Source organism: Pseudocolwellia agarivorans, from assembly GCF_002000085.1.
Taxonomy (GTDB): domain Bacteria; phylum Pseudomonadota; class Gammaproteobacteria; order Enterobacterales; family Alteromonadaceae; genus Pseudocolwellia; species Pseudocolwellia agarivorans.
This window is the reverse complement of sequence record NZ_MUZU01000012.1, coordinates 72,554-91,756: the sequence shown is the minus strand read 5'-3', so window position 1 is coordinate 91,756 and position 19,203 is coordinate 72,554. Positions and strand designations below refer to the sequence as shown.

General features: G+C 34.9%; 14 protein-coding genes. All 14 read left to right on the top strand.

Going from position 1 to position 19,203, the window contains the following annotated elements; genetic code table 11:
* Positions 1-6 precede the first annotated feature (6 nt).
* The 14 genes from tssC (at position 7) to B0X80_RS16735 (ending at position 18,808) form a co-directional block, all read left to right on the top strand.
* Positions 7-1,542 (top strand): type VI secretion system contractile sheath large subunit, encoded by a 1,536-nt coding sequence (gene tssC, locus B0X80_RS16800; protein ID WP_077342390.1) that lies wholly within the window; start codon positions 7-9, stop codon positions 1,540-1,542.
* Between the two features lie 18 nt (positions 1,543-1,560).
* Positions 1,561-2,346 carry a type VI secretion system accessory protein TagJ gene (locus B0X80_RS16795; protein ID WP_077342389.1) on the top strand — a complete coding sequence of 262 codons (786 nt, stop codon included), beginning with the start codon at positions 1,561-1,563 and terminating at the stop codon, positions 2,344-2,346.
* A gap of 11 nt (positions 2,347-2,357) precedes the next feature.
* Complete coding sequence (gene tssE / locus B0X80_RS16790; RefSeq protein WP_077342387.1) at positions 2,358-2,846, top strand: type VI secretion system baseplate subunit TssE; 489 nt, start codon at positions 2,358-2,360, stop codon at positions 2,844-2,846.
* Complete coding sequence (tssF, locus tag B0X80_RS16785) at positions 2,843-4,675, top strand: type VI secretion system baseplate subunit TssF (RefSeq protein ID WP_077342385.1); 1,833 nt, start codon at positions 2,843-2,845, stop codon at positions 4,673-4,675. Before tssE ends, tssF begins: the two co-directional genes overlap by 4 nt.
* A complete protein-coding gene (gene tssG, locus B0X80_RS16780; RefSeq protein WP_077342383.1) occupies positions 4,672-5,655 on the top strand; it encodes a type VI secretion system baseplate subunit TssG in 984 nt (327 codons plus the stop codon). The genes tssF and tssG overlap by 4 nt, the downstream gene beginning before the upstream one ends.
* A gap of 94 nt (positions 5,656-5,749) precedes the next feature.
* A complete protein-coding gene (tssH, locus tag B0X80_RS16775) occupies positions 5,750-8,356 on the top strand; it encodes a type VI secretion system ATPase TssH (RefSeq protein WP_077342381.1) in 2,607 nt (868 codons plus the stop codon).
* 417 nt (positions 8,357-8,773) lie between these two features.
* Positions 8,774-9,253 carry an Hcp family type VI secretion system effector gene (locus B0X80_RS16770; RefSeq protein ID WP_077342448.1) on the top strand — a complete coding sequence of 160 codons (480 nt, stop codon included), beginning with the start codon at positions 8,774-8,776 and terminating at the stop codon, positions 9,251-9,253.
* Positions 9,254-9,323: 70 nt separating this feature from the next.
* Complete coding sequence (locus B0X80_RS16765; protein ID WP_077342379.1) at positions 9,324-11,228, top strand: type VI secretion system Vgr family protein; 1,905 nt, start codon at positions 9,324-9,326, stop codon at positions 11,226-11,228.
* A gap of 1 nt (position 11,229) precedes the next feature.
* On the top strand, positions 11,230-11,586 hold the full coding sequence (locus B0X80_RS16760; protein ID WP_077342377.1) for a hypothetical protein: 357 nt from the start codon (positions 11,230-11,232) through the stop codon (positions 11,584-11,586).
* 22 nt (positions 11,587-11,608) lie between these two features.
* The gene (locus B0X80_RS16755) at positions 11,609-11,899 is read left to right on the top strand and encodes a PAAR domain-containing protein (RefSeq protein WP_076418012.1); all 291 of its coding nucleotides are present in this window, start codon (positions 11,609-11,611) and stop codon (positions 11,897-11,899) included.
* Between the two features lie 8 nt (positions 11,900-11,907).
* Entirely contained in the window at positions 11,908-13,059 is a 1,152-nt protein-coding gene (locus B0X80_RS16750) for a hypothetical protein (RefSeq protein WP_077342375.1), read from the top strand.
* Positions 13,056-14,078, top strand: a complete 1,023-nt coding sequence (locus B0X80_RS16745) for a hypothetical protein (RefSeq protein ID WP_077342373.1) — start codon at positions 13,056-13,058, stop codon at positions 14,076-14,078. The genes B0X80_RS16750 and B0X80_RS16745 overlap by 4 nt, the downstream gene beginning before the upstream one ends.
* A gap of 6 nt (positions 14,079-14,084) precedes the next feature.
* Positions 14,085-18,581: an RHS repeat-associated core domain-containing protein gene (locus B0X80_RS16740; protein ID WP_077342371.1), complete on the top strand. Its 4,497-nt coding sequence runs from the start codon at positions 14,085-14,087 to the stop codon at positions 18,579-18,581.
* Positions 18,581-18,808, top strand: a complete 228-nt coding sequence (locus B0X80_RS16735) for a hypothetical protein (RefSeq protein WP_077342369.1) — start codon at positions 18,581-18,583, stop codon at positions 18,806-18,808. The genes B0X80_RS16740 and B0X80_RS16735 overlap by 1 nt, the downstream gene beginning before the upstream one ends.
* Positions 18,809-19,203: the final 395 nt, after the last annotated feature.

Here is a 19,203-nt window from a genome sequence, read left to right as displayed (position 1 = left end):
AACAAAATGACGCAGGAAACAATTTCATTTGTTCAAAGTGAAATATTTAATGAAGATACACAAGAACATTCACGTGTATCTTCTGTTCCTCGAAAATTTAAAAACAAACACTTAATGGAGCGATTTCTTAGGGAATCTAACTCTATTAAGTCTTTGTTGATCTGGTTAGAAAATGCAAATCACAATCTTGATTCATTTGAAAGAGATAGTGTTTTAACTATCTTGCGTAATGCTATTAATGAGATTGATAAACAATTAAAAAAACAGATAAACACGATTATTCACCACTCTGAGTTTCAAAGCCTTGAAGCTAGCTGGCGAGGAATGTTTTATTTAATCGATCAGAAAGAGAAAAACGATAAAAATCAGAAAGTAAAAATTAAAGTACTTGATTGCTGTTGGGTAACTTTGTCTAAAGATATCGCTAAAGCGATTGAGTTTGATCAAAGTGAGTTCTTTAAACTCATTTATAATAATGAATACGATATGTCAGGAGGAGAACCTTTTGGTGTACTTATTGGTGATTACTATATATCTCATCTTAATAAAACAGGTAAACCCACTAACGATATCGATACGTTAAAAGGTATTTCTCAAGCTTCCGCTTCAGCGTTTGCTCCTTTTATCACTTCTGTAGATCCTTCATTTTTTGGCGCTGACGAGTTTTCAGATCTGGCTTCATCATTCGATTTTTCTCAAACGTTTAAACAGGCCGAATATATCCGATGGAATTCATTAAGAGAGATGGAAGACTCGAGATTCATAGGTTTAACCTTACCAAATATTTTAATGCGCTCGCCTTATAAAAATGATGGAAGTAGAAGTGAAAGTTTTAAATTTATTGAGCAAATAAAAGATCCTAAAAAAGATCACCTTTGGGGAAATGCTGCGTTTGCTTTTGGTAGTGTATTAATTCGTTCATTTGCTGAATCAGGATGGTTTGGGCAAATTCGTGGTATGCAACCCGGTAAAAAAACTAAAGGTTTAGTGTGTGATTTACCCGTTTGTGAATATGAAACGGATCTTTATAGAGGGCGCAGTAAACCTTCAATTAATTTTCTAGTAGGTGATAAAACAGAAAAAGAACTATCTGATAATGGTTTTATTTCGCTTTCTGCTGTGCAAGGAAGCGAACATCTAGTTTTTTATAGTAATGCATCTGCTCAAAAACCATTGGAATATGAATCTCTATCCTCTTCAGTTAACGCAAAGTTATCTTCTATGCTTCAGTATATTTTGTGTGTTTCTAGATTTGCTCATTACATCAAAGTATTAGGTAGAGAAAAAATTGGTACATTTCATTCTGCAGAAAAGTGTGAAAGAGAATTACAGCAATGGTTACATCAATATACTGCGGCATCAGATACAGCGTCTGATGAAGTACGAAGTAAATATCCTTTGCAAAGTGCGAAGGTACAAGTAAAAGAAATAAGAGGAAAACCAGGCCATTATTACTCAAGTATTCAACTACAGCCGTATTTTCAGTTAGATCAAATGGTCTCAAGTATTAAACTAGTAACAGAACTAACATCAAGAAGTTAGTCAATAAAAGGACGAATCATGAATAAAATTAAGGAAATGCTACAAGAAGGACGATTAGCTGATGCTATTTCTTATCTTGAAGAATTATTAAGAGAAGATCCTCTTAATGTTGACTATAAAAGTACATTTATTGAATTGTTATGTATTAATGGTGAATTAGAGCGAGCAGACAAGTTACTCAATAACATTGTTCAAAAGCACCCTGATTTTTTAATTGGTGCTTCAAACTTAAGACAGCTGATTAGAGCAGAACAAGCTCGACAAGACTTTATTGCGGGTAAAGCTATTCCTAATATATTTTCTGAATCTGACGCTCACATAGAGTCTTTTATGAAATTAAGACTAGAGATGACCCAAGGAGAAGAAAAAACTATCAGTGAAAGTGCATTAAACCTTGAATCTGCTAGACCAGAAATAAAACTCACCGTTAATGATAAGGATACAACTGAAGTTAGAGATTTAGACGATAGTTTAGGTGGCTTCGTTGAGATATTTGGCACTGACGGTAAGTTTTATGTTGCCCAACTCAGTGAAATTGAATTTATGCATTTTCAGCCTGTGACATCTTTATTAGAACAAGTTTGGCGTAAAGTTGAGCTTAGTATTAAAAATGGTCCCAGTGGTGAAGCCCATGTTCCTATGGTTTATGGCACAAGTAAAACTGATGCAGAAAAATTAGGTCGTGAAACTGATTGGAATGAAACTGCTCCCGATGTAATGACAGGGGTGGGTCAAAAAATGTGGTTTGTTAATGAAGAAGCTTTGCCTATGACAAGCATTCAAAAGCTTGAAATAGTAGCTTAGTCGAATTAATTATGAACAATAAGCATCAGGCCATACAAGCATCAATATTAGATCGATTAATAGACGATTCACCTGATGATTATGATGTTAAAGAATTACATAAAGGCCAAAGTTTAAAACAGCTAAGAGCAAGTGTTAGAAGGGATCTCGAAAACCTGCTAAATGCTAAGGTTCAATGGTTAACTTGGCCTGAAAATTATCAAGAGTTAGAACATTCGTTATTGAATTATGGTTTACATGATTTTTCAAGTATGAGGGTTTCTAGTCTTGATGGTAGGCAATTACTTTGTGAAAAAGTTTCCCAAGCAATTAAACGATTTGAGCCTCGTTTTATAGAAGTTGAAGTTGAAATTGTAGATAAAGAACAACCGTTAGATCGCATAATGAGATTACGAATTAATGCGCTTTTATATGCAGATCCAGAACCCGAATACATTTCGTTTGATTCTGAAGTTGAGCCCGTACATTTAGGATTGAAAGTAAACGAGGTTATTTCATGAATGATGATTTATTAAAATACTATAATCGTGAATTAGCTTTTATTCGGCATATGGGAGCCGAATTTGCGACTAATTACCCTAAATTAGCTGGGCGTCTGAGACTCAGTGATGAGCAAGTTGAAGATCCGCACGTTTCACGTTTAATTGAAGCTTTTTCATTACTTACAGCACAAATTAGACAGAAGCTTGATGATAGCTTTCCTGAGCTTACTGAAGCTTTATTAGGGCAACTTTATCCAGATTATCAAGCACCAGTACCTTCAATGACTGTTATTAAAATGGTGACTGAAAACGTTTCAACAACCGGGGTGTTATTACCTAAGAAAACTAAAGTTGAAACACAGGTTGAAGGCATGAAAACATGCCATTTTAGAACCTGTTACGATACAAAATTATGGCCTTTAGATGTTACCGATGCCCAGTTTCAAAACGCACCTTTTCATGCACCAGAGCCTATATGGAATAGCAAACCTAAATCTATTATTAAATTAACCTTAAAAGGCGAATTTGCTGATGTATCTATGTCTACTTTAGGTTTAGATAAATTACGTTTCTTTTTAAATGGGCAACAGCATCAAACCTATCATTTATATCAGTTATTGTTTGAGCATGTTATTGGTTTTGCAATAGCTAAAAAAGATGACTTTTCTACCGTTAAGTATTTTGAGAAAAGACACATCAAAACAGTTGGTTTTGAAGATGAACAACAAGTTGTTCCTTATAGCCAACGTACATTATCTGGTTACCGTTTACTTCTTGAAAACTTTATATTTCCTGAGAAATTTCTATTTTTCGATTTAGATGAACTTGATACTAAATGGCAAGGTATTGATGACCAGTTTGAAATATTCTTTTACCTAAAAGAAGGCTCTGAAGATCTTGAAAAACAAGTCAATGCGAATAATTTTCTTCTAGGCTGTACTCCTATTATTAACCTGTTTGAGCAAGAGCTAGAGCCAGTAAGAGTCGAGCCATCTCAATATGAATTTAAATTAAGTCCTCGATATTTAGACGCTGAAGTGGCAGAAATTATTAGTATTAGTGATGTTACAGCTTATGATCCTAAAGACAACGAAATATTGGTTACGCCTTTTTATGGTGAAACACATCCTAATTACTTAGATCAAAATCGTTTGTTTTGGAATATAAGAAGAGAAGCTTCTAGCTGGGCTGGTGGTTATGCTGAATTTGGCACTGAAATGTATTTGTCTTTGGTTGATCATCAATTCAAAGGTTTTACTGCTGATGAAGATTATGGTTCATGGTTATTAAGTGTTAATGCTTTATGTAGTAATCGTAATTTACCTGCACATCTACCTTTTGGTACAAATGAACCTAAAATGTTTATTCCTGACAGAGCAGACATTATTAAAAAGGTTAAGTGCCTATTAGCTCCGACTCAACCTGTACGTGCAGACTTAACTGATGCATCTAGATGGCAGTTAGTGAGTCATTTGTCTCTTGATAGTTTTACAGGGAATGATGCAGTTAAAACATTGAAAGAGATGTTAAAACTTTATGATTTTAAAAATTCACCTGAAAATAAAACCCTCATAGAAAGTATAAACGCAATAAAAGTAACGCCTGCTACGGCAAGAGTGAATCAAAATGGAATGATAGGCTTTTGCAGCGGAAACGATATTGAACTTACTTTTAGCAGCGAACATTATTCAACGAGTGATGTCTTTTTCTTTTGTACTATTTTAGATCGTGTTTTTGCCCAATTTGCGTCAATTAATAGTTTTACTCGTTTAAGTGTACGCTTCAAAGATCAAAATGGCATTTATCATACCTGGCCGAGTAGAGCAGGTAAGGTACCTCTGATATGAGTATCCAGTCTTTAATTGATAACCCATCTGAACATGACTTCTACCAAGCTGTTTTTGCGCTGCAAAAGCAATTAGCTCAGGGCAAGGCGCAGTACAGAAAAGTCGGTCATGATAGCTTACCTAAAAATGAATTGGTTAGATTTAAAGCTGAACAACACCTTGGTTTTCCGGGACAGCCTATAAAAGAAGTCAGTAAAAATGCTACATCTAAAGATGTGATTTCAGTAGATATGTTAGTTTCTTTTATGGGTTTAACTGGTTCTAGTGGAGTATTACCACAACATTACTCTGAATTGGTTTTAGAAAGATTAAAACTTAAAGATACAGGGATGAAAGATTTCTATGATCTTTTTAATCATCGTTTAATTTCATTGTTTTATAGAGCTTGGGAAAAGTATCGATTTTCTGTTAATTATAAAAGCAATCAAGAATATGCGCCTGATTCTTTTTCATTTGCTATTAGTAAATTAGCTGGAAATAAAAGTAATAACCTTTTATATGCAGGCATTTTTAATAAAAAAATTAGGAGTGTTGATGGACTCATTAGTATTTTAAGTCATTTTACTCAGAGCGACGTTTCTGTGAAACAGTTTAAAGGCAAATGGCAAAAATTAGCTCCAACTGAGCAAACTCGTTTAGCTGCCAGAACTCTACCTGAAGGGCAGTTTTCTCGATTAGGTGTTGATGCAAGTATAGGCAGTAGAGTTTGGGATATAAATTCAGGAATAGAAATTTATATTAAACCTCAACGTGATAATTTATTGAGTAATTATGATAAGAGGCTCGAAATTGTTAAAGAGGTGAAATCTCTGGCTCGATCCTATTTAGGGATAGGTATCAAATTCAAATTATTTTTAGAGATTAAGCAAGGCATCATGCCTATTGTTCAACTTTCTAAAGGTAGTGTTCCTCTTGGAATGGGCGGAGGTTTAGTTTCAAGAAAAGAAAAATTTGATAACTCATATTCATTACCATTATAAAAAAATTATAGTAAATAATTGTTTATATATAACGAATAATAGATAGAAAAAAATATAAATTGTAATAATTAAACTTAACTTAAAGGATTAAAAAATGTCAGCAATGACCTTAAATAAACTTGTGGAAAAGCTAACTCCAGAGTGTAGACAAGCCCTAGAAAAAGGTGCTGCTATATGTCATAGCCGTAGCCAGTTTACTGTAGAAATGGAGCATTGGTTACTTGCCTTATTAGAAAAAGAATTAGGCGACATATTACTAATAATGGCCAGTTTCTCTATAGATAAAGAAAAGTTAATTGCCGAGTTACATCAAGGTTTAGAGCCGCTTAAAACGGGTCATAGTGCTGCGCCAAGTTTATCTCCTCATATCGTTACTTTATTACGTCAAACTTGGCTTAATACAAGTATTGAATTCAATGATACTAAAATTCGTTCAGCATATATTCTTTACACTTTACTTAATGACGAATCTCTTAGTAATTTAATCTCTCGTTCAGCTAAACAATTACTTAAAATTGATTCAGCACAATTACTTCATGCTTGGCCACAGCTTGCTAATCAATCAAAAGAACAAGCGATATCTCCTGTAAGTACAGAGCAAAATGTTCAAAATACAACAATGAGTAAAACTCCAAGTCTAGATCAGTTTACCCAAGACTTAACATTACAGGCAGAAAAGGGAAAAATAGACCCAATTTTAGGGCGAGATAACGAAATTCGCCAAATGATCGATATTTTAACGAGACGTAGACAAAACAACCCTATTTTGACAGGGGAAGCGGGTGTAGGTAAAACAGCAGTCGTTGAAGGCTTAGCACTTAAAATCTCTCAAAAAGACGTACCATCTGCTCTAACGAATGTTCGAATTCATGTACTTGATCTTGCTTTATTACAAGCGGGTGCAGGGATGAAAGGTGAGTTTGAAAATAGATTAAAATCTTTGATCGCAGAAGTTAAAAATTCACCACAGCCAGTTATTTTATTTATTGATGAAGCACATACAATGATAGGAAGTGGAGGTCAAGCAGGGCAGAACGATGCTGCTAATTTATTAAAGCCTGCTTTAGCTCGTGGTGAATTACGCACAATTGCTGCAACTACTTGGGCTGAATATAAAAAGTTCTTCGAAAAAGATGCCGCATTAAGCCGTCGTTTTCAAGTGGTTAAAATTGAAGAACCAACAGAAGAGCAAGCTGTGGTAATGATGAGAGGCTTGCTACCTGTGATGGAAAGTCATCATAAAATTGTCATTTCAGATCAGGCTTTATGTTCGGCTGTTGGTTTATCTCACCGCTACATTACAGGCAGACAGTTACCTGATAAAGCGGTTAGTTTACTTGATACTGCTTGTGCAAGAGTAGCAATGAGTCAAGCTTCTACACCAGGAAGTGTTGAAATCCTTCAACGTAAAGAACAACAAATACAAACTCAAATAACCTTATTGCAGCGTGAAGAAAAAACCGGTGCAAATCATAAAGCATTAATAAAATCCCTTAAAGATGAATTACTTAATACTCAAAAAACGCTTAAGCCTTTAACAGAGCAATGGCAGAAAGAAATAGAGTTAGTTAAAGAAGTTTCTGAATTAGTGTCTGAATTGCAAGCTGAAAAAGTTGAAGATAAAAAAGCTAAGCTACAACAATTGAAGTCATTAAAAGTAGAGCTTGGGAAAAATAAAAATCCAATGGTTCATTGGCAAGTTGATGAACAACTTGTTGCTGAAGTTATTTCTGATTGGACGGGTATTCCTGTAGGTAAAATGCAGAATGACGAAATTCAAATGGTTTTAAATTTAAAAGAAACCATGAGTAAAAGAGTTGTTGGGCAACCACACGCGTTAGATGCTATTGCTAAAACAGTACAAACTTCACGCGCTCAACTTGGTGATGAAACTAGACCTATTGGTGTGTTTTTATTAGCAGGACCAAGTGGCGTTGGTAAAACTGAAACAGCACTTACTCTTGCCGAGCAGGTATATGGCAGTGAAGAAAATGTTACGACTATCAATATGTCTGAATTTAAAGAAGAGCATAAAGTTTCATTATTACTAGGCTCACCTCCAGGTTACGTAGGCTATGGTGAAGGTGGAGTACTTACTGAAGCTGTTCGTCGTAAACCTTATAGTGTTATTTTATTAGATGAAATGGAAAAAGCTCATCCGGGTGTACAAGATATTTTCTATCAAGTTTTTGATAAAGGTACTATCAAAGATGGTGAAGGAAGAGATATCGATTTTAAAAATACCATTATCATCATGACCTCAAATGTAGGTACCGATACAACGATGGAGCTTTTTGAAGACGAAGAAATAACGCCTTCAATTTCTGGTTTACGTAAAGCACTACAAGATGACCTATTAACTTGCTTTAAGCCAGCATTTTTAGGCCGAATTAATGTTATCCCGTACATTCCTTTAGATAAAAATACGCTAAATGATATTACTAAATTGCAACTTGCTAGAATAAGTGTTCGATTAGAAAACCATTACCAAGCATCGTTTAATTACACTGATGATGTTATCAATAAAATTGTTTCTATGTGCACTGACGCAGGATCTGGCGCTCGTAATATCCATAATATTTTACAGAACAGTATGCTGCCTGATTTGTCAGTTAAATTATTGAATAAAATGGTTTCCGAGAAGAAGCCAAAGAAAATATCAGTTAATGTAAAAGATGAAGAGTTTAATTATACGGTTTAATTATTTTTAAATATTTTTGTCTGACAAAAATAGCGTTTCACACGTATTTAATAAAATCAGGTTAGGTCTTAAATCAAGTGTTTTTTTAAAATACTTGATTTAATTAAATTTTTTATTGTCGTATAAATGACAATGGTTTTTTGTACGCCAATTTCTGAAATAGCGAGTTTAAGTTGTTGTATTTAAAGGTTAAAAATTAAATTTTAAAGTGTTGAAGTTGCCTTTTTTTTAGTATATTCTGTCGTCGTTAAATTATGGTTATGTAGTATTTTTTAAATGAATTTTATTGATAATTTATTTACAAAATAAAACGGAAATTTCTTACTACGTAAGAACTATTAAGTTTTAAATAATGTATTAAAACTTAATTTAGCCTATCCACTAATGGATAAAACTCAAGCAAAAGGAGCATTAACAATGCAAGCAAATACGTATTTGGATTATGAAGGAATAAAAGGCGAAACTACAGCTGAAGGCTACAAGGATAAAATCACAGTTCTATCTGTTGATTGGAATGTTAGTCGTGAGCTTAGCTCTTTTACAGGTACAGCTCAAGATCGTGAAGCAAGTGCTACACGTCTTGGTGACGTAACTATTACAAAACTTCAAGATAATGCATCAACTTATTTATTTGAAGAAGCAACAATCGGTAAAGGTAAAAAAGCAATTTTCTATATCACTAAACAAGGTGATAAAATTGAAGAAATTATGTCAATTGAACTTACTGATGCAATGATTTCTAGCTACAGTGTTTCAATTCAAGGCGATCGCCCTGTAGAAACTATCACTATTAGCTACACAGAAATGATGATGGCTGTTACGCCTACTGATGATAAAAACAATGTTACTGCAGCGCTTCGTTACGGCTACAGTGGTGTTAAAGGTCAACAAATGTAATTTGTTTTTGATCTAGGACCTTAAGGGATTAATCCCTTAAGGTTTTTTCGTTTATTCATCGGGGCAAGGAATGCAAAAGGCTACTCAGAAAAACAATATTATTAGTATTGCCACTCCATTAGGTAAAGATACTTTATATTTAACACACTTAAGTGGTACTGAAGCTATATCACAACTCTTTTCATTTACAGTATCTATGTTTACCGTAGGTACTAAAATAGCATTGGATGCATTAGTCGGGAAAAAAGTATGTGTATCACTTAGAAATGCAGAAAGTAATGGTGCAATACGCTATTTTCATGGTGTAGTTAGCCATTTAGAATCTGCAGGCATGAGAACAGCTTCGTCAGATGAAAAAGAAAACTATATAGACTACCAAGCAGTGATCGTACCTACAGCTGCTTTTATGAAAAAAAGAAGCAACTGTCGAATATTCCAAAATTTATCAATTATCGATATTATTGCAGATCTTTTTGGACAACATAGTGTCGCATTTCAAGATAAAACCACTAAAACTTACCCAAAATATGAGTACTGCGTTCAGTACCAAGAATCAGATTTAGATTTTGTTGCAAGACTATTGCAGCAAGAAGGTATTTTTTACTTTTTTGAACATAGTAGTTCTGCACATACACTAATCCTTGCTGATGATATTACTGTATATAAAAAATGTGCAGAAGCTAAAGTAAGATGCTTTTCTGGCCATTTAACAAAATCACACATTGCGCATTGGCAAGGTGGTTTATCAATGGTTAGCGGTGGATATGAACAGAAAGGTTATGACTTTGAACAACCAACACTTTACCCTACGGGTAGTAAAAACACTTCAAGTTTACCTGCGCAAGGCAGCCTCGAAGTTTTTGATTATTTAGGTGAGTCTGAATTTAATAAACGTGCGCAACCTTTTGCTATTAATCAGCTTGAAGCCATTCAAAAAGATATGCATAAATGCTCAGGGCAGGGCGATTGTCGTAGTTTTTCTATTGCAAAATTCTTTACGTTTGAAGATCACGAAGATAGTACTTATAAAGGTAAAAGTTATTTAATTACAGCGATAAGAACTTCAGCTACTCAGCCTAATCAGTCAGGAGCAAATCAAAGTTCTAGTAATGCTGTATACAAAAATGATTTTGAATGTGTACCTAAAGATACCCCTTATAGACCTACGGTAAAAATTAATAAACCGTTAATAAGTGGTGTTCAAACAGCTGTTGTAACAGGTGATCCTGGTGATGAACAACATATAGATAAATATGGCAGAGTCAAAGTACAATTTCATTGGGATCGTGAAGGCGAGTTTAATGGCAAAAGCTCATGTTGGATAAGGGTTGCACAAAACTGGGCTGGTAATAAATGGGGAGCCTTCTTTTTTCCTCGAGTTGGTCAAGAAGTACTCGTTGAGTTTATCAATGGTGACCCAGATCAGCCTATTATCAGTGGGGCTGTTTACAACGCAGATTTAATGCCTCCTTATGCATTACCGGCTAAAAAAACACAAAGTGGTATTAAAACACGCAGTACTAAAAATGGTGGTGCGGATAACTTTAATGAAGTTCGCTTTGAAGATGATATAGGCAAAGAATTATTATTCTTTCAGGCAGAAAAAGATCATGAGCTTTATGTAAAAAATGATCAAAAAGACACTATTGGTAATGATCGACTTACTGAGATAGTTAACGATAATACGCTTAAGATCGGTAACGACCGATTAACAGATATTAAAAATAATAACACACTTAAAATTGGCAACGATAGAAAGAGTGATATAGGTAATAATGATACATTAAAGGTGGGGAAAACTCTTAATATTGAAGCGGGTAGTGAAATAGTTTTTAAAACAGGTGGTGCTTCAATAAAAATGAGCAGTAGTGGGGCAATTAGTATTGAAGGCACTAATATCACAGTCAAAGGGACTAATGTTAAAGTAAATGGCACTAGTATTGCCTTAAAAGCTGCTCAAATTAAGCTTAATTAATATGTTTAACTACCATTACCCAAATATTGGGCGTTTAGATCGTTTGTGCAAAGGACATTATGTTTTGTGTCAGTTTGGATACCCCCATTTAGTGTGTAAGCCAGAAGATAAGCCAGCTGATCCTCTTCTTGCACCTCCTTTAGCTCAATTTGTTAGCTGTGCTAGTTATGGAGAGCAGTTTTTACAAAATTTGCATCAATGGAAAAATGTACCAAATATTGTAAATAAATTATTTTGCTATTACGTAAATGACGATTACCAACAAGCTAATCAACACACAGATAAAATAATCAATCTATTAGCTACAGCATTAGAGCAAGGGTCACTCGTTATCATTCCGTTAGACCACGAAGATTAACTCACTATATTAAGGAACTATTATGGGAATGCCAGCAGCAACCGTAACACATATGCATTTGTGCCCTAAGGTTAACCCCGGTCCTGTTCCACATGTGGGCGGACCTATAGTAATAGGTTCAACGAATGTACTTATTGGCGGTTTACCTGCAGCAAGAAAAGGTGACAAGCTGGTTTGTGTTGGTCCACCAGATACTATAAATGCTGGTTCTAGTTCAGTTAAAATTAATGGTAAACCAGCCGCTCGTTTTGGTGATGGTACAGCTCATGGCGGTAAAATTATTGTAGGCAACCCAACAGTCCTTATCGGTTAATTAGTTTTATGCTACAACTACAAGAAACTAATAATATAGAGCCGGTATACCAAAAGGACGATAAAACTGAACTGTTTAAAGTTCTATTAGCGCAGCGTAGATCAATGCTGTCTACATTTTATAGCTTTAAAGTTAATCTAGATGAAAATACTAAACAACTTTTGTTGTATATGTCTTTACTTAGTAAGCAAAGATTAACTCCAAATTGTTTATTTACCGCAACAACAGCGGGTGAAGTGTTTAATTTTATACAAAGCGACCATGGCTATAACGATGCTGACTTATTGTGTTTATTACAATTAAAATTACATTTAAATAAAGAGCTTCATAAGCCACTTTTTATATCATTAATGTCGTGTCAAGAGCGTCATATTCAAAATATTGCATCCGAACTTTGCTTGTATCTATCGGCTAACTCACTGCAGAATCTTGTAATATCTTTTTGTCCGAGTGAATATGAAACACTACATAATCAGTGCTTATTAAGCCTGTATTATAATAAATATATAATTCCTTACATTAATTCCGAGCATTTTTCTTTAAGTAAATTATCACCACTAAATCATTTGTACTTAAATGTATTAACAACTAATAAAATCAGTTGCTATGAAATTCTAAAGCAGTTTATCGAGCTGAATTATATAAACAGTCATCTTTTTGAAATATTTATCATTTCTTTAAATGAGGCTGAGGTCACAAAAGTTATTAACAAAATGAGTGCAGACGTTAATCTCATATCAGTAGTTATAAATAGCATGTCATATAGTGGATATCGTAAATTTATTCCATTTTTAGGGCACTTTTTACAAGATAAAAATAACGCATTGTTTGCTTTTAATGGTTTAAAACTTATGTTGGGTGAAAAGCTTGACCAATTGATCCCATTAGAGATTCAGTTAGAAAGTGATGAGGATAAACGCATAAAAGCTTTATCTTATTATGGTGCAAAAGTTATTTCAGCATGGAAAAATAATAGCGATATTTTTACTGCAACTCAGATGTTAAATGGTATGCAAATTGATCAGGGAGCAGTCATAAACACTTTACAAAATGGGAGTCAAAAGCATAGATATTTTGCCAATATACATTATGTTATAAAGTCTGAACAAAGAGTGAGTCACTTTAATTCACTTTTTGATAGAAAACGGTTAACAACATGATAGTCGCACTTGAAAATATTCAACTTTTTATTGGTGCTAACAGTGATAATGAACAAGCGCTTAATTTATCCTTACTATCAAATGAAAGCCTTTTTTATTGTTTTGATGATGGGCAACAAGCGCTTGCGTCATTTTGTTATTTAGAGCAAAACGAAAAAAACACCCCAAAAATTGATCGTTGTGTTCATTTAATTGAACAGGTTTTAGCAAAGTTACCTCCATCAGAAAAAAATAATTTATCAGACTCACCCGTTTTTCTATTATTACCTGCTTTTGAAAAAAATATTCATGATGAACTTTCAGAAGATTTTGATCGTTTTGTACATGCCCTTAGCAAAGCGTTTCCACAATTATTTAGTCATGCATTAAGTCAATGTTTTCCTTTTGGTAGAGCAGCCTTTTCAATTGCATTAAAGTCAGCAGTTAGCCTATTATCTAGCAACACAACTAGTAACATAGTATTGCTTGCCGTAGATAGTTTGTATGATAAAATGCCCGAGCTAGCTGAAAGTAAAAAATTAATATCAACCGAACAAACTGGTTGTATAATCCCTTCGGAAGGCGCTGTAATTTGCAATGTTTTACCGAGTACGTTTGGCTTAAGTATTGATACTTGTTTGCAAAACATAGTACCTGAAAAACAAGTTAAGCAAGGTATTAGCAGTTTATTTTCACAAGCATCTGCTTATTTGACTACACAAGCAGATGATAAAAATGTAAGCAAGAAAAACAGTCAAGTAACAATATCTTCTTTGTATTTGCCTGGTAACGGTAGCGAAGAGCAGCAATCGTGGTTAGAAGCGTATTTTTATTTAGCTGATAATATATCAACCAATACACAAATTTACCAAAACACTCTATATACAGGGGAGTTAGGTAGTGTTACCGGTTTATATAATTTTTTACACATTTATAATGGTTACCAAAGCGAATGGTTGGCTGGAATTACTGGTCAGTTAGAAGTGTCGGATGCACTTTATCAAGGATTTACGCTCTACTCATGGACAGGGACAACTTAGTTAAATATGGACGTTAATAAATTTCATTTCCGTGGCTATAATCGCCATGTCATTATTCTTCCTAGAAGTAGTTCTGCTCCTGCAGGCTATACTCTTGCTGCAACTGAAAATACGAATAACGGTCAAGAATTAGTTAACGAAATATCTCCCGATATAGCTAAAAATGTTAATGCACTTGACCATGCCTTTGGTTTACTGGCTATGGTTGGCATCTCTGTTAACAAAACGGCAAGGCAAATCGCAAGTAAGTTACTTGAAGCAATTAATCAAAACCGACTCAGTGTCTATACCGAAAATGATAAAACATCACTTTACTATTCAAATGAAACGAATAGCTCAAGTGGAAGTGCGCCTTCTACTAGCAGCGCTAAAACGCCTAATGTTAACCAAAGTAATCAAGGTAAAAAATCACTTAATTCAAGTGAAGCGGGGTCCTCTAGCAATAATACCGCCACAGAAGTTCCTATAGCTGATCAAGAATGTCGCTCAGATCCTATTTCTATGCTAAGTGGTGAAGAAATCCTGCCATTAATCGATTTTGAATTAAATGGTTTAATGCCAATCGTTTGGCGACGTTTATATCGTTCAAGTAAAATTAAACAAAACTTAGGTTTAGGGTATGGCTGGCGACACAACTACAGCATGCAGTTGGTACAAAAGTATCAGGAACCACCTAAAGTGGGTCCTAAACAGCCAGGGAGATATTGGTTAGAGCTTACCGATGAAGAAGGTAGGTTACATGTTTTTGATAAGGTTAAGCGCGGACAAACAAGCTATCAACTATCATCAGGACTGGCATTAGTTCATCAAGCTGATGGATCACACACCTTAATAAAAAGTGATGATAGCCACTGGACCTTTACTGAACAAGTAACTAAATCTATAAATGAAACTTCATCTACTAGGCAGTCGAGCAGAAAGAAAAAAGAGCAACCACAACCAACTTGGTTATTACAAAGTATAAGTAATAATCAAGGGCAGTATATCCAATTAAATTATGATGATAAGCAACGCCTTGTTGAATTATCACCAGGCCCCAAACGTGGCATAAAATTACAATACAATGTAGATAATAATATTATACGCATTGCTGCTTATTATATTGATGAGCACAATAAAACACACGTTCACAATAACTTGTTGGCAAATTATCAATACGATGACAGCCAAGCTTTAATTGCTGCTACTAATAGTTCAGGCAACGTTGAAAGATACACATATCACAAACAGCGTGTTGAGTTATATTCAGAAGACGCTAAAACAGCTATTAAACCTCAACTTAGCTACTTATTAAAAAAACGTACTCGCTCTTCTGGCTTTAGTCATCACTTTGAATGGCAAGGAACAGATGAAAATGCCCAATGTATAAAGCAATGGGGCGATAACGATACTTACCAATACCGATTTAAGTTTTTTACAGATGAACGCGGAAAGGTAAGTACAAGTACAGACAGTAACGGAAATACTGAAACCTTTATCCATAATGAACAAGGTCTTTTAACTGCTTTTACTAATGCAAACGGTCACACATCGTATAATGAATACGATAGTGCAGGACGAAAAGTTAAAGCTATTGATTGCCAAGGAAATGTTACTGAATTTAGCTATAACCAACAAGGTCAGTTGAGCTTAGTGATAACACCTGATGGCGCTATCACCCGCTATCTTTATAATGGTTTGGGTAAACGTATTTCAACCATAGATCCTCTAGGACAAGAAACCAAACGAATTTTTGATGGTACAGGGCGTTTAATATCAGAAATTATGCCAGATGGTAGAAGTCGTCGTTATGAATACACATTGGCAGGTTTGTTACGTAAAAAAACAGATTTATCAGGTGTAATCACTCAGTATCACTGGGATAACACTGGCGAATTACTGGCGAAAAAAATAGGCAATACCTTAACTCGCTTTAGCTATAATACTTTAGGACTACTCATTGCAACGGTAGACTCGCAAGGCTTAATTACTCAGTTTAATCGTAATGAACAAGGTCAAATTACTGAGCAAATCAGTTATAGCCAATCGACCCCTGATGATAAAATTACTCAACGTTATGTTTATGACGAATCTGGACGGTTAACCAGCCACGAGTTTGTAGAAGCTATACAAACGAATAAACAGACGGAAAGCACAGAGCAAACCAGCTATCAATACGATGGTCTCGCTCAACCTAGCCAAAAAACCTTTAGTGATGGTAGTTGGTTAAAATACCAGTACGACAAAGAAAGAAACCTCACCGCGATAGAGCGAAGTGATGGTGCGACTTATCAGCTTGAATACAGCCCAACTGAAAAGCCTACAAAACTTATTGGTTTTGATGGACGAGAACAAGTTTATACATACGATGCTAACGATAAGCTTATCTCTGTTGCGGATAACGGTGAACGTTTTATTCGTCTAAAACGTGATAGCTTAGGTCGTATTATCGAGCAAACCAGTGCTGGACGTAATATTGGCAATAGTTCAGTCAATAGCAAAGAACATCATAAAGCTGGAGCTAGAACCGCTTCAGTTAACAATGCAGAGCTGAGAAATACACATAACTTTTATCAATACGACAAATTAAGCCGAATAACACGAGCCCATAACAGCGAACGTACTGTTACACAGCAATATCATCAAAATGGTCAAATTAGCACAAGCCAGCAAGGCGCTTGGCAACTTGACTACACATACAATGATAAAGGCCAACGTCAATCAGTTAAATTACCTGATAACACTACATTGCACTATAGCTATACCGAGCAAGGGCAACTCAGTGGTATTACGTATCAACAAAGCGAACAAGATGACGAGAGCATACAGTCGTTAATGACTCGTCAGTACAATGCAGCGGGTTTAGTGATACAGCAAACCTTAGGTAACGGTATTGAACTCACACAACAATTTGATGTGTTTTCAAGACTTGCTGAACAAAAATGGCAATCAGAACAAAAAAACTTCAGTGAGTTACGTACTTATCAATACGACAAAAAACATCAATTAATTAACGTTTGTAGTGTAAGTGGAAATACTGATGAAAAGGCTACCAAGCTTAAGAAAAAAGCGTTTACTTATAACAGTATCAGCCAACTACTTAACACCACGATTACTTCAGAGCCAGTAGCACAAACATCTGACGCGCAAGCAACGATTAAGATTAGCCAAGAGCAATATCAATGGGATGCCTTTGGTAACCCTCTTAACGTAAAAGAAGATAATGTTGATAACCAAGCCACCGCTCAAGCAGTTAACGCAGAAAACGTTGTTAGACCAAACTTTTCAGCACAAGAGCCTAAAGCCTATGCTAATAATGAAATAAAAGTAGAGAACGACAGACTACTTAGCTTTTTAGGGACAGATTATCGATATGATGGTAGCGGAAACCAACTGACGAGCTTAGCCAAAGGTGAACATCAGCAACGTAGCTTTAATGGACTCAATCAACTTAAAAGCATCAACATTAACGGGCAACTCACCCATTATGAATACGATGCGCTTGGCAGACGCAGCGCTAAAATAACCGAGCAAGGTCGTATCGACTATATTTGGGACGAAAACCAAGTAATAGGCGAACACTTCAAAGGACAGTTTACTTGGTACATATACCAGCCAAACACCTTTGAGCCAATTGCGTTAATAAAAAGTTCAAGTGGTAACCAAAACAACGAGATTTATTACTACCACCTAGACCAACTAGGAACGCCACTGTGTTTAACCAACAGTAAAACACAGCAAGTATGGCGAAATGAAAGCGATGCTTTTGGTTATCAGAAAGAACTACCTTTTGATAAGAAAAACCATAATAAGCAGTGTGATGTAGAAGAGGATATTAACCTAATTAGTAACTCGTTACGTTTTCAAGGGCAGTATTTTGATGAAGAATCGAAACTGCATTATAATCGCTTTCGTTATTATTGCTCTAAGCAACAACGCTTTATCCATCAAGACCCTATAGGGTTGGTGGGTGGTATAAACCACTATCAATATGCACCAAATCCGGTTAATTGGGTGGATCCGTTTGGGTTAAGTTGTAAAGAAATTAATACTGTAGTCCAAAAACATTTAGATAATCTACCTGCTAATTCTTATGAGTTACTTGATGTTGTTGATAGATACAATCAAGGTTTTTCTGACAATATTGCAGCTAAAATTAAATTATTAGCACCTATCGAAGGGGTTCGTTTCTCTGGTGGTGGATCTAATCCTGCGGGCCCATATGTTGCGATTGGTGACATGCCTAGTTCAAGGTATGATACCAGACAGAAATTGGCTCTCAAAAATTTCGGTAATGGGGCGTATAACAAAATGACTCATTATACAAATGTATCTATGGACAAAGGTACTGTAATGTTTATTGGTGACGTCGCACCGCAAAGCTCAAAGTCAGGTAAACAATATTCAGGTGGTGGAACACAGGCTTTTGTGGAGTTCTGGCAGCCTGAAAATAGAGGGAAAGTACACTTTTCTGAACCAGTTAAGATGTCTCGGCATAAAATTGATACTAAAGGTAATAAATAGTGAAAAAAGTAAAATTTTTTGAAGTTAACCTACAAGATTCATCAGATTATATTTTTGTTGATGAGGCGAATAGAAAATATCATTTGTTTAATGATGCTCGTGCGCATGGAATTAAAAATGTAACTCCTGATTTTTGGGATAAGTTTTTTTTTTGTGAAACTATAATAATTGAATTTACTGATAAAAATGGTAAGAACATAATAAATAAAGTTGTTTCTTATAAATGATACCTTAATGACTTTAAGAGTAGATTATAAATGTGATGATGCGTTAAATGATTTGGAGGTATTCTTCAAAAAGCATATAAAAGATAATAATGAGCTACAACTATTTCTGAATTACTTGAATGAATGTTGAAAAGAAAAGCGGGTTGGGTTTCGTTTTATACATAAAGAATTAATGAAGTATAGGAAGTCAAATTCAGATTATTTCCTATTTACAGAAGAAGAAAGGAAAATAAAATATCAAGGGGTCAGCTAACTTGATTTTATTGGTGCTTTGAGGTCTCGTTGGTAGCGAATATATTAAATATTCCAGCTAATGCACTAGCTGAACATTCCGTGGTGCCAATGGATTTAATAAAAATGTAAACTCGCACACTAAGTAAAAAATAAATGAATTA

Bases quoted from the DNA above. Each gene is read 5' to 3' on its own strand.
- tssC (WP_077342390.1), top strand. From the start codon at position 7: ATGACGCAGGAAACAATTTCATTTGTTCAAAGTGAAATATTTAATGAA.
- B0X80_RS16795 (WP_077342389.1), top strand. From the start codon at position 1,561: ATGAATAAAATTAAGGAAATGCTACAAGAAGGACGATTAGCTGATGCT.
- tssE (WP_077342387.1), top strand. From the start codon at position 2,358: ATGAACAATAAGCATCAGGCCATACAAGCATCAATATTAGATCGATTA.
- tssF (WP_077342385.1), top strand. From the start codon at position 2,843: ATGAATGATGATTTATTAAAATACTATAATCGTGAATTAGCTTTTATT.
- tssG (WP_077342383.1), top strand. From the start codon at position 4,672: ATGAGTATCCAGTCTTTAATTGATAACCCATCTGAACATGACTTCTAC.
- tssH (WP_077342381.1), top strand. From the start codon at position 5,750: ATGTCAGCAATGACCTTAAATAAACTTGTGGAAAAGCTAACTCCAGAG.
- B0X80_RS16770 (WP_077342448.1), top strand. From the start codon at position 8,774: ATGCAAGCAAATACGTATTTGGATTATGAAGGAATAAAAGGCGAAACT.
- B0X80_RS16765 (WP_077342379.1), top strand. From the start codon at position 9,324: ATGCAAAAGGCTACTCAGAAAAACAATATTATTAGTATTGCCACTCCA.
- B0X80_RS16760 (WP_077342377.1), top strand. From the start codon at position 11,230: ATGTTTAACTACCATTACCCAAATATTGGGCGTTTAGATCGTTTGTGC.
- B0X80_RS16755 (WP_076418012.1), top strand. From the start codon at position 11,609: ATGGGAATGCCAGCAGCAACCGTAACACATATGCATTTGTGCCCTAAG.
- B0X80_RS16750 (WP_077342375.1), top strand. From the start codon at position 11,908: ATGCTACAACTACAAGAAACTAATAATATAGAGCCGGTATACCAAAAG.
- B0X80_RS16745 (WP_077342373.1), top strand. From the start codon at position 13,056: ATGATAGTCGCACTTGAAAATATTCAACTTTTTATTGGTGCTAACAGT.
- B0X80_RS16740 (WP_077342371.1), top strand. From the start codon at position 14,085: ATGGACGTTAATAAATTTCATTTCCGTGGCTATAATCGCCATGTCATT.